The 11,676-nt window shown below is 65.0% G+C and carries 12 protein-coding genes; 2 read left to right on the top strand and 10 right to left on the bottom strand.

All coding sequences use genetic code 11. The annotated features are described in order from the left end of the window. Nucleotides 1–5: 5 nt before the first annotated feature. The 8 genes from GUY23_RS01930 to GUY23_RS01895 form a co-directional block, all read right to left on the bottom strand. Nucleotides 6–212 (bottom strand): toxin-antitoxin system, antitoxin component domain protein, encoded by a 207-nt coding sequence (locus GUY23_RS01930; RefSeq protein WP_166969245.1) that lies wholly within the window; start codon nucleotides 210–212, stop codon nucleotides 6–8. Between the two features lie 182 nt (nucleotides 213–394). Continuing rightward, nucleotides 395–865, bottom strand: coding sequence for an XRE family transcriptional regulator (locus tag GUY23_RS01925; protein WP_166969243.1), 471 nt, complete (start codon nucleotides 863–865; stop codon nucleotides 395–397). Between the two features lie 205 nt (nucleotides 866–1,070). Further along, complete coding sequence (locus GUY23_RS01920) at nucleotides 1,071–2,042, bottom strand: cation diffusion facilitator family transporter (protein ID WP_166969241.1); 972 nt, start codon at nucleotides 2,040–2,042, stop codon at nucleotides 1,071–1,073. Nucleotides 2,043–2,161: 119 nt separating this feature from the next. Beyond that, a complete protein-coding gene (locus GUY23_RS01915) occupies nucleotides 2,162–2,734 on the bottom strand; it encodes a YdeI/OmpD-associated family protein (protein WP_166969239.1) in 573 nt (190 codons plus the stop codon). Continuing rightward, the gene (locus tag GUY23_RS01910; RefSeq protein WP_166969237.1) at nucleotides 2,731–3,084 is read right to left on the bottom strand and encodes a WYL domain-containing protein; all 354 of its coding nucleotides are present in this window, start codon (nucleotides 3,082–3,084) and stop codon (nucleotides 2,731–2,733) included. Before GUY23_RS01910 ends, GUY23_RS01915 begins: the two co-directional genes overlap by 4 nt. Nucleotides 3,085–3,124: 40 nt before the next feature. Next, complete coding sequence (locus tag GUY23_RS01905; protein WP_166969235.1) at nucleotides 3,125–4,033, bottom strand: alpha/beta fold hydrolase; 909 nt, start codon at nucleotides 4,031–4,033, stop codon at nucleotides 3,125–3,127. After that, on the bottom strand, nucleotides 4,033–5,001 hold the full coding sequence (locus tag GUY23_RS01900; RefSeq protein ID WP_166969233.1) for an amidohydrolase family protein: 969 nt from the start codon (nucleotides 4,999–5,001) through the stop codon (nucleotides 4,033–4,035). The genes GUY23_RS01905 and GUY23_RS01900 overlap by 1 nt, the downstream gene beginning before the upstream one ends. Nucleotides 5,002–5,079: 78 nt before the next feature. Then, entirely contained in the window at nucleotides 5,080–6,546 is a 1,467-nt protein-coding gene (locus GUY23_RS01895; protein WP_407647372.1) for a flavin-containing monooxygenase, read from the bottom strand. 289 nt (nucleotides 6,547–6,835) lie between these two features. Between GUY23_RS01895 and GUY23_RS01890 the strand changes: the two genes are divergently transcribed. Further along, on the top strand, nucleotides 6,836–7,933 hold the full coding sequence (locus GUY23_RS01890; RefSeq protein WP_208085440.1) for a PucR family transcriptional regulator: 1,098 nt from the start codon (nucleotides 6,836–6,838) through the stop codon (nucleotides 7,931–7,933). 101 nt (nucleotides 7,934–8,034) lie between these two features. Next, entirely contained in the window at nucleotides 8,035–8,631 is a 597-nt protein-coding gene (locus tag GUY23_RS01885; protein WP_228282655.1) for a DedA family protein, read from the top strand. Nucleotides 8,632–8,634: 3 nt separating this feature from the next. Here GUY23_RS01885 and GUY23_RS01880 read toward each other — a convergent pair whose 3' ends face one another. Both GUY23_RS01880 and GUY23_RS01875 read right to left on the bottom strand, forming a co-directional pair. After that, entirely contained in the window at nucleotides 8,635–10,191 is a 1,557-nt protein-coding gene (locus tag GUY23_RS01880; RefSeq protein WP_166969227.1) for an aspartate ammonia-lyase, read from the bottom strand. 51 nt (nucleotides 10,192–10,242) lie between these two features. After that, nucleotides 10,243–11,535 (bottom strand): flavin-containing monooxygenase, encoded by a 1,293-nt coding sequence (locus GUY23_RS01875; RefSeq protein WP_166969225.1) that lies wholly within the window; start codon nucleotides 11,533–11,535, stop codon nucleotides 10,243–10,245. Between the last annotated feature and the right edge of the window lie 141 nt (nucleotides 11,536–11,676).

The following is an 11,676-nucleotide window of genomic DNA, read 5'->3' as shown; positions in this document are numbered from 1 at the left end:
GCAGTTCACCTTTTCAGAAGCCTTTCGACAACTTCAGGCACCTCCACGGTGACGGCATTCCAGAAGATATCGTCGTTCATCGTCGCGTATCCGGCATGTGCGACGATGTTCCTGATCGTACGGATCGCGTTCACCTCGTCGTCGGTCATTAATGAAACCCAGGGCGCAAATTCAGTTCGTTCGATGAGGGAAGCCATCCGAATGATCAGCATGCTCGCTACATCATAGGAGGAAGCTCCTTCGACGAAGTCTTCTCGAGACCCTGACACAAGTGTCTGCGCGCGACGGAGAATCTGTGAGAGCTCATGCCGGATGTTTTCCTCATCGCGACTAGATGAACTCCTCCCCTGACGAGGTCTCAGTTGATATGGGTCGTCGGTAAACTCGGAGCCCATCAAACCGGCACCGCTTCTTCCAACGCAGTCCAGTGCGGCGGAAAAGTTCCATTGTCGACGATGACATCCGCCGGAAAGCCGGTGATCCGATGCACCTCATCGCTGAAATTGGCGATGTCGAACATTCCCACTCCCGCATCTGGCGTGACGAGTAGATCGATGTCGCTGTCGTAACCGTCTTCTCCACGCGCTACGGACCCGAAAACTCTGACATTCCGAAGTCCTCGGTTCGCTGCAGCTTCTCTGATCAGGTGGAAAGTATGAACCAGTGCAAGGTTGGGCCGGTAGTCCGCGGCCTTCAACACTCTTTCAAGCATATCCGAGGACACCTTCCGCTTCCCGGATTCCATCTGCGCGAGGCTGGACTGGCTCAAACCAGCACGCCGAGCCAGCTCGGTCTGAGTGATGCCCAGGTCGAGCCGTGCTTCGCGGATGAGCGCGCCGGGGTTGTCCGAATGGAAGCGTCCCATATAGACAAATATAGCTCGATGCAATAATTACTACTAGACCCCGCGTTTCGCTGAGGTCTTCCATGAGTCACTGCTCCCGAATATTTACTTTAGGCACCCTAAAGTAAATATTCTTCGTGGGATCGTGAGCTTATCCGCGTCGAAAGAGCCTTGACTGCCCTACCGACCTCGGCCACCAAGACCACCGCCCTAACCGACAACCCAGTCACGACAACTGCTCAGGCCCCGTGTCCGCACTGCCGACCTCGAGCGATTTCCGGCCCGGAGCTGATGGGGTGAGGACAACCTCTTGGATCATCGGCAGCTTCTCGAGTTCGACCTCTGCCTCGCGCAACCGCAGCGCCAGCGCGCTCTCCCGGTCGTCGCCGGTGAGGTCGATGGCCGCGACGACGTAGACGCGTCCGGCGCCGACGAACTCGATGTGGAGGTACGAGACGCTGGCGATCGAGGGATTCTCGAGCATCGACTCGAGCAGGTCATCGCGCACGGCGGGGCTGACGGTCTCGCCGACGAGGAAGCGACGGTTGCGGTCCATGAGCACGATCGCGACGATGCCGAGCAGCACGCCGACGAGGATGGACCCGATCGCGTCGAAGGCGGCGATGCCGGTGATCTGGTGCAGCAGCATCGCAAGGAACGCGATGGCGATGCCGATGAGCGCGGCGGCATCCTCGGCGAACACCGCGCGCAGGGTCGGGTTCGATCCGTTCATCACGTAGTCGACGGTGTGGCGGCGCAGTCTGACCGCCCGCCCACGAGCCTGCCGTACCGACTGGATGAACGAGAAGCCTTCGAACAGAGCCGAAAGACCGAGGACGATGTAGCCGACGAGGTAGCTGGTCTCGGCTTCGCCGGCCGAGAGTGATTGGATGCCGTGCCAGATCGACACGGCCGAGCCCACCGAGAAGAGACCGAAGGCCGCGAACATCGACCACACGTACGCCTCGCGACCGTGACCGAGCGGGTGCTTCGCATCGGCGGGCTTCGCACCTCTGCGTTCGGCGACGAGGAGGAAGATCTCGTTGCCGGTGTCTGCCCAGGAGTGGGCTGCCTCGGCGACGAGGGCGGCGGAGCCGGTGATGATCGCGGCGATCGTCTTCGCGATGGCCACCGCGAGGTTCGCGACGAAGGCGATGATGACGGTGACCGTGCTGCCGTTCGATGCCTGCTCGCTCATCGCGGTTCCTCTCACTCGGCTGATGGGGCGTTCGAACCCAGCTTACGACCGCACATTCTTAGCGAGGTGAGGGAACTTCGCCGAGACGGGGAGCGTTGCCGAGGCGGCTGCCGAGTTGGTCATTCTCCTTCGCCGAGGCGGTCGATGAGTCGCGCGATGATCCGAGCCCTGGCCTCTGTCGAGCGGGCGGTGAGGATCGGCAGCATTGCTTTGAACCGCTCCGACCGGGTGAGAGCATCGAACCTCGCCGAGGCCGCCGGAGCCGTGGTCAGGGCCACGCGCAGATCGTCGGGGACGTCCACCTGTGACTGCCCGAGGTAGGCGCGGTCCCAGCGGCCGTCGTCCTGGGCGGCGGCCTCCTCGGCGCGGCCGCGATCGCGGAGTCGTCCGGCAGCGTCGAGGCGGGTGATGATGTCGACGTTGCGCTGTGACCAGATCGAGCGGGGTCGGCGCGGGGTGAAGCGTTGGACGTAGGTCGCCTCGTCGAAGCGGCGGCGCTGTCCGTCGATCCATCCTCCGCACAGTGCTTCGTCAAGGGCCTCTTGGTAGCCGAGCGAAGTCGGCGAGGTGACTCCCTTCTTCGCAAGCAGCATCCAGACCCCTGCCGAGTCTTCCTCGTTCTCGATGAGCCATTCGCGCCAGGCGGCATGGTCGGTGAGAACGAGAGGCGATGTCGGTGTGCTGTCTTTCATGGCCTGGCCTGCTTCAATCTCTCAACGTGGCTGTCCGCCGCCTCGCTCAACTCTGCTGGTCCGACGATGCGGAAGGGCACGTCGAGTCTGAGCACGTGAGCGAGCAGTCCGGTCCATGACCACGACCCGAGGGTGACGCGGCACGAACCTGCGGTGAACGCGTCGACGTGGGCGTCGCGGAACCACGACGCCACCTCGGCGATGGGAGCATCGATGTCGATCGTCCCGGTGCACGGCCAGCGGTCCTCGATCTCCGAGCCCTTGAACCTCGCCTCGATGAAGGTCGCTGCGTCGCCGCCCGGTAGGTCCCGCGGCCGAAAGTGCGGACCGGTCGGGGTGCGCGGGGCCATCCGATCAGCACATCCCACAGAGGACCGCGGGCACAGGCGGTCAGACGTGCGCTCGCTTCACATTCGCAGCAATGAGGTCAAGCAGGTGATCGACGAGTCCTGGTGCGAGATGATGACCCATGCCGGGAATGGTCACGTACTGCGCATCGGCAATGGCGGCGGCTGTGGCGCGTCCGCCCGAGGGATGCACCATCACGTCTCGGTCCCCGTGCACGACCAGGGTCGGTGCGCTGATCCGACCCAACTCCGCGGTGCGATCTCCCGAGGCTTGGATCGCCTGGATCTGCCGGGCGAGGCCGTCCGGGTTCGCGCCGCCATCACGCGCCCAAGCCTCGACTGCGTAGGAGCGTTCGAAGTGCGGGTCGATCGCATAGTCTCGGCCCGACAGGTGCCGAGTCATTCTCAGATGAGAGCTGACAGCCTGCTCGATCGTGCGAGCGGGCGGCGCGGTCAGTAAGAGCTTGGACTTGGGATCCGGTTGTCCGACGCGTCGGTGCCCGGTCGTCGAGATCATGGAGGTGAGCGACGCGACGCGACGCGGCACACGCGCGGCAACGGTCTGAGCGATCATGCCGCCCATCGACTGACCGACCAGATGGGCTCGATCCACCGCGACAGCGTCGAGGAGGCCGGTCACGTCTCGGGCCATGTCCACAAGAGTGTAAGCATCAGGTCGTGGCCGAGCGGTCAGCAGCCGAAGGTCCCCGGGCGCCGGGCGAGCGATCCGGGTAGAGCGGCCGACGTCGCGGTTGTCGAAGCGGATCACGGAGAATCCGCGTGCCACCAGCCCGTCGACGAGCGCCTGCGGCCAGGCAGTCAAGTGCTGACCGATGCCGGCGACCAGCACGACAAGAGGGCCGGCATCATCACCTTCGCGCCGATAGCACAGCTTGAGGCCGCTCGGCAGGTGGGCGAACCTATCGCTCCTGTTGGAGCTCCCTGCACTCATCAGCGCGCCTCCGCACTCGGGAGGCCCGATAAGAGCCTCGTGGCGTTGACGGTCGTCGTCGCCCGCCAGCCCGGAAGGTTCGGCTCGAGCACCTCGTCCATAACGTCGAGTCGGCGCCGAGTGGGCTCCGCCGCCGTCCAGCAGTAATCGGACCCGAACAGGACCTTGCCGGACGAAGCGACCGAGGCCATCGCGGCGACATGTTCGGGGCCGATGTTGCCGGCCAAGTCGAAGTAGCAGTCACCAAGGAGTTCCTGGACAGTCCGATTCTGCGCCCAGCCGCCGCCCTGCAGGAACATCTCGACGCGTTGCGCCAGCAGAGGAAGAACTCCGCCGATATGGGGGAGGATGAGCTTGATGTTGCTGAACTCATCGATGAACCCGTTGGCGATGTAAGAGATGACTGCGCGTGCGGTGTCGAAGTAGAACTCGATCATCGGTCGTGGCCAGCCGATGTCGACGAGCTCGTACCCGGGTGGGGATGTCGGGTGAAGGAAGACTACGGCATGGCGACGATCAAGCTCCTCGAGGAGGGGCCGACTGGCCGCGCTGCCGAAATACGTCCCGCCGGCGTTCGACATGACGATGACGCCGTCTGCGTCAAGTTCGTCGAAGGCATGGTCGATCTCGACGAGCGCACCGCCGAGGTCGGGCATCGGGAGGCTTGCAAACAGACCGAACCGATCCGGGTGGGCGGCCTTGGCCTCGGCGCCTGCGTCGTTGACCCGCCGTGCGAGCAGGCGAGCAGCCGAGTCGTCACCGAAGTGGACGCCGGGGGAGGATATCGACAGGTAGGACTTTGAGATTCCGCACCGGTCCATGAGTGCCAGGTGCTCCTCGGCCGACCACGAAGGCCAGAACTCTGCGGGCATGCCGTCGGCCATGGTGTGCCCGGCAGCCTTCGCTGCGGCGATGTAGCGGGTGGTTGTGTAGTGCGCATGGACGTCGACCAACGGCGCATCAGTCATCGGTACCCCTTTCTCTCGTCATTCGGTCGTCGGCGATGAGGGACTCCATCCTTCAGTGACCTCCGGTACGTCGATGGCTCAGGACATGGCTGGTGACGACGCCGTCGCCGCCGAGTAGAGAAGCGCGGGATCCGTGACACTGCCCTTACGCAGCAGCGTCAGGTCCTCGCGATGATCGTTGCCGGTCGTCCACGGCTTCCAGTCTCCCCGGGCAGGGAACTGGTCCATGCTGCGCCGGACGTACCCGGACTTGAGATCCATCAGTGCGCGGCGCGGCATCGCAGGGTCGGGAGCCGAGGGGCGGCACGTGTCGTAGTCGTGGGCATCCATGTGCTCCAGCAGGCGACAGAAGTAATCAGCAACGGGTCCGATCTTCAAGGTCCACGACGAGTGGGCATAGCCGACTGCGAAGGCGAAGTTCGGAACCTCCGAGAGCATCATGCCCCTGTAGGTGACAGTGTCGGACAGATCGACCGGCTCCGCATCGACAGTCAGCTCGATGCCCCCGAAGGCCTGCAGGTTGAGACCGGTGGCGGTGACGACGACATCGGCGTCGATCTCCCTGCCCGACTCCAGCCGAATGCCCGTCTGGGTGAACCTGGCGATGCGGTCGGTCACGATCGACGCGCGCCCTGCGGCGATGCACCTGAACAGGTCGGCATCGGGAACCATGCACAGCCGCTGATCGAAGGGGTCATATGGAGGCGTGAAGTGCTCATCGACCGGGAAACCGTCCGGCAGATGCTTACGAATCGTCCACTTGATGAAACGGCGCGCGATATCCGGGTATCGCCGGAACAGCCGGTAGATCTGCCGCAGCTTGGCGATGTTCTTGCGTCGAGTGAGTGCGTAGCCGCGCTCAGGGCCGAGCAGACTTTGCAGTGCGTAGGCGACCCGGTCGTGTCGCGGGATCGGCATCACATAGGACGGAGTGCGCTGCAACATCGTGACGTGCTGGGCGTCCTGTGCCATCGCGGGAACAAGTGTGACGGCCGTCGCTCCGCTTCCGACGACAACGACACGCTGGCCGCTGTAGTCGAGTTCTCTCGGCCAGTGCTGGGGATGCACGACAGTGCCGCTGAACTCGTCGCGGCCACTGAACTCCGGTGTGAACCCTTCGTCGTAGCGGTAATAGCCGGCGGCAGAGAAGATCCATGACGCCGACAACTGAACGTGCTCGCCGGTGTCAGTGCGCTCCACTTCGACAAGCCAGCGTGACTCGGGCGTGGACCAGGCGGCGCTCACGACGCGATGATGGTAGCAGATCAGTTCGTCAAGGCCCTGCTCGGTCGCGGTCTCGCGCAGATATGACAGGATCTGCGGAGCGTCGGCGATTGCCTCTGACCGCTGCCACGGCTTGAACTCGTACCCGAATGTCTGTAGGTCGGAGTCAGATCGAACGCCTGGGTAGCGGAAGAGATCCCATGTCCCTCCGGACACACCGCGAGCCTCTACGATGGCCACCCGCTTGCCGGGAAGGAGCCGTCTGACTTGGCTCGCCGTCCCGATTCCCGATAGGCCGGCCCCGACGATGAGGACGTCCAAGTGCTCGGCAGGTGACAGTGTATTGGCAGTCAAGGCGGTCTCCTTACATGTCCGTGATGGTGTTGCATTCGTTTGGCACGTTCTACGTTCCTCGCTTGCCACGGCCTTGCACAAGATCAATCTGCACCAGTAATCTCTCCCTATGGTGCGTAGTGCAACATCAAAGGGTGTGTGGCCGGATGTCTCGTCATCAGTCCGAGAGCTCCTGCGTCAGGCTTCCGAGCGCATGCTGTCCGGCCGTGACGAGTGGGCCGAAGCCGTGCACGTGGCGTTATTGAATCGTCACCAGATGCGCGCGGCGAGCGAGGACCCTGCACTGTTCGCGGCCACGCGGCGATCGAGTCAGGCCGACGTGCTTCGCTGGTCGCTGGCGAATCTCCACCATCCCGGTGAGCCGGTGCCTCCGATCGCCGAGGCGGAGGCAGCCGAAATTGCCCGTGATCTGGTGCGCAGCGGCATGGACGAGCGCGGCCTCGAGGCTTACCGCGTCGGTCAGAACGTCGCTTGGGAGCTGTGGATGCCGATCTGCTTCGACCTGCCTCATGAGCCGAGTGAACTGCGGGAGCTCCTGGAGGTGTCGTGGTTGTCGATGACGACCTTCATCGACGACACGGTCACCGCGGTGGCCGCTCACATGGAGACCGAACGGGCCGACCTCGCCCAAGACGCGCAGGTGGAGCGACGAGCAATGGTGACCCTCCTTCTCGAGGGCGCGCCCGTCACGTCTGACCGTGCCGAGGCTGCGCTGGGGTACCCGGTGCGGCACTGGAACACTGCCGCTGTCGTATGGAGTGACCGATCCAGTCCTCCGGGCAGCCTCGAGGCCGTCATCGAATCACTCATGCGGCTTGCGGGGGCGTCCCGCCGGCTGACGATCGCCACCGGCGCCTCAGCCATGTGGATCTGGCTGCCGGTCGCCGAGGCGCCTTCAGCGTCCCAGCTGTCGGACGTGCTGCGTGACAGTGAGAACGTCAGGGTGGCGTTCGGCCGCCCCGGGATGGGGGTCGACGGCTTCCGCCGCAGCCATCTCGACGCAATCGCCACACAGCGGATGCTTGCCCGACTCGACTCACCGCAGCGTGCTGCGCGATACTCCGATGTGCAGCTCGCCGCGATGTTGGCCAGCGATCCCACCGGGGTCGAGGAGTTCCTCCGCGACAACCTCGGTGGACTCATGGACGCCGACTCCGAGATCCAACGCACCGTCGAGGTCTTCGTGCGCGAGCAATGCAACGTCACGCGGACTGCCGAACACATGTACACCCACCGCAACACGGTGATCCGGAGACTCAACCACGCCGATGAGATGCTCCCTCAGCCACTCGCCGTCAATATTGTCTCGGTCGCTGCCGCACTGGATGTGCTGCGATGGAGACACGCGAAGTGAGGCAGCGGCGAGCAGACCGAAGTCCTCGTGTCCTTGTCGAGGCCACGGGAACGGCACCCCCTCTCAGATCGCATCCAGGCCGGATGTCGGATGATGGAGATATGGACATCACCAGCATCCTCATCTCCCTGGGCCCGCTCGCGCTCGTGGCGGTCGCGCTCATCGTGTTCGTGGAGAACGGCCTGCTCTTCCCATTCTTGCCCGGCGACAGCCTCGTGTTCGCGGCGGCGATCGTCGCCGGGGCGATCCACATCAACTGGATGCTCATCGCGGCCATTGCCGCGGTCGCCGCGTGGGCCGGCGGCGAGGTCGGCTATGCGATCGGACGCAGGCTCGGCCCGCGTCTGTTCCGCGACGATGCCCGGGTGCTGAAGACGAAATACCTCGACGAGGCGGCCCAGTTCTTCGCAAAGTGGGGCAGCCTTTCACTCGTGCTGGGTCGGTTCGTGCCGATCGTGCGCACGTTCATCGCCCCGGCCGCCGCCTCGGGGCATATGCCGCGGTCGAAGTTCTCAACGTGGAACGCCGTGAGCGCAGTGTTCTGGGCGGCGCTGTTCGGCCTCGGCGGGGCACTGTTCGGGTCGATCCCGTGGGTGGCCGACCATGTCGAGCTCATCGCGCTCGGCATCGTCGCCATCACGGTCCTGCCGATCGTCATCACCGCACTGGCACGCCGGCGGTCCGGCGCGGAGGGCTGAGGGTCACTCCCCCTGAACCGGCACCTCGTCGAGTGCACCGGTCATCTCATCCCGGGGAACCGCCTCGGCGCTGCCTGCGGAATTGTCCACGCTGTCATCGGCGGGCATCCCGGTCAGCCGCTCGGGGCTGAGAATCTCCCCGAGCTGATCACGCTCGAGCAGTCCGTGTTCGACGACGAGGTCGGAGACCGATTCGTTCCGTGCCAGCGCCTCCTTGGCCAGCTTCGCCGCGGACGCATACCCGATGACCGGGGCGAGCGCGGTGATGACGGTGACCGAGCGGTCGACGATGTCCTCGAGCCGATCCTCGTTGGCGGTGATCCCGGTGACGCAGTTGACGCGGAAGGTCTGGCAGGCACGTTCGAGCCACGTGATCGACTGGAACAGGGAATGAGCGACGATCGGCTCGAACGCGTTGAGCTGCAGCTGCCCGGCCTCGACGGCCATCGACACGGTGACGTCTGCCCCGGCCACGGAGTACGCGACCTGCGAGACCGCCTCGGGGATGACGGGATTGACCTTGCCGGGCATGATCGATGAACCGGCCTGACGGGCGGGCAGGTTGATCTCGCCGAGGCCGGCCTGAGGTCCCGAGGACAGCAGGCGCAGGTCATTGGCGATCTTCGACAGCTTGAGAGCGCTGCGCTTGAGCGCCCCGGAGAAGGTGATGAAGACACCCGTGTCCGAGGTCGATTCGACGAGGTCGCCGGCCGTGACGAGGTCGAGTCCGGTGATCTCGCGCAGGTGCTTGATGACCGATTCCTTGTACCCGACGGGCGCGTTGATCGACGTGCCGATCGCCGTCGCACCCATGTTCACCTCGCCGAGGAGAGCGACTGCCTCCTCGAGCCGCTGCACATCCTCACGCAGCGTTGTCGCGAACGCTGTGAACTCCTGGCCGAGAGTCATCGGCACCGCGTCCTGAAGCTGGGTGCGGCCGACCTTGACGATGTGCGCGAACTCGCGCCCCTTGGCCGCGAACGCATCGGCGAGCAACGTGAGCTCCTGCAGCAGATTCTGCAGTGAGAACGCCAACGCGATCTTGATCGCCGTCGGGTAGGTGTCGTTCGTCGACTGGCTGTGGTTCGTGTGGTCGTTCGGGTTGAGGAACGTGTAGTCACCCTTGGGGTGGCCGCCGATCTCGAGAGCCCGGTTGGTGATGACCTCGTTGGCGTTCATGTTCGTCGAGGTTCCGGCCCCGCCCTGGACGACGCCGACGGTGAACTGGTCGTGGAGTCGGCCGGCCTTGATCTCCTCGCACGCGGAGTCGATGAGGTTGGCGCGCTGTTCGTCGAGGGCACCGATCTCTGCGTTGGCCCGGGCCGCGGCCTGCTTGACGCAGGCGAAGGCGCGGATGAAGTCGGGGTAGACGTTGATCGGGCGGCGGGTGATCGGGAAGTTCTCGTTCGCGCGAGCCGTGTGCACGCCCCAATACGCGGTATCGGGGATCTCGAGGCTGCCGATCGAGTCGGTCTCGGTGCGGGTGGGAGTGGCCTGCGGGTTCTGCGCGGTCAGAGGAATCGAAGCGGTCTGCGGTGAGGATGAAGTCGACTCAGTCATAGTGTCTTCAGACTCTCACATTCCGTCCGCGGACCGAAGGGGCGATCGCCCTCATGACACGGCCTCGGCGAAGTCGTCTGCGTGAACCGGCGAGTAGTCGCGATACATCCTCTGAATGCCGATCTGGTCGGCGAGGTACTTCGCGTCGTGCCACACTCCCCAGATGAAGCTCGACCCGCGTCGGGACAGCCAGGGCAGCCCGAGGAAATACATGCCCGGGACAGGGCTGACCCCGCGCTTCTGCACTGGGTATCCGCTTTCGTCGAGGACGCCGTCGACGCCCAGCCAGGAGTAGTCGACGCCGAAGCCGGTCGCCCAGATCACGGTGCGGATCCCCGCTGCGGCAAGGTCGAGTTCGCGGATCGGGTCGCTGACGCTGTCCGGGTCCGGTCCGAGGACGTGCGCCTCGGGCTCAGGCGGCAGGTCGAGGCCGTTGCGTTCGATGTACTCATCGGCCTCACGCAGCAGCGACAGGTAGTTCTCGTCGCCGCGGGCGATGTTCCGCTGCAGGTCGTCACCGATGTGCAGGACGCCGTCGGCATAGGAGTTCGCTCGGCCGAGCAGGGTGATGCCGGAGTTCGCGAGGTCGCGGAAGTCGACGGTGTGCCCGCCCTGCGCTCCGCTGACGGCGATCGTGACATGCTCGGCTCCGGCCGGCGGTGTGGCCATGTCCCATTTGCCCAGCACGCCGAGCCACCAGCAGAAATCGCGGCTGCGGTAGGCGCGCGGCGGACGGTCATGGGGACCGACGGCGAGGTGGACCGGTCGGCCCGACCGCTGGATCTCGGCGGCGATCTGCACGCCGGACGACCCGGCGCCGACGACGAGGACGCCGCCGTCGTCGAGCTGTTCGGGGTTCTTGTAGTCGTTCGAGTGGAACTGCGTCAGTCCCGCCTCGGCGGGGACGATCTCAGGGATCCGCGGGGTCTGGAACGGGCCCGTGGCGGCGACGACGTAGTCGGCGTCGATGACTCCGGAGTCGGTGGTCACGCGGAATCCGCGGGAGCCCGCGTTCTCCGTCACCGAGGTGGCGCTGACCCCGGTGCGCACCGGCAGGCCCTTGGCCTCGACGAGGGTCTGGAAGTAGTCGGCGACCTGTCCCTTCGTGGCGAAGCCGTCGGGATCGGTGTCCGCGAACTCCTGTGTGGGAAAGCGATCGTGCCAGGCGGGTCCGTTGGCGACGAGGGAGTCCCACCGGCGGGAGCGCCAGGCCTCGGCGACGCGGTCGCGTTCGAGGACGATATGGGCCACTCCCCGCTCGCTGAGATGCTCGCTCATCGCGATACCGGCCTGGCCGCCGCCGATGACGACGACCTCGGTGGTTTCTGCGGCTGTGTTCGACATGGACACCCTTCCGTCGGTGCCGCGCTGCGGCGGCATGTGCTTCGTTGCTGGCGGGCACAACTTCGATGTTGCCCTGACGCCTTCCAGCAAACCGCAGGTGGAAGCGGCAATGCCAATAGTTCTTCACGGTCCACTGCATCT

Source organism: Brevibacterium atlanticum (assembly GCF_011617245.1).
In the GTDB taxonomy this organism is placed as follows: Bacteria; Actinomycetota; Actinomycetes; order Actinomycetales; family Brevibacteriaceae; genus Brevibacterium; species Brevibacterium atlanticum.
Note: the sequence above shows the minus strand (reverse complement) of the source record. Positions and strands in the feature narration are given on the sequence as shown.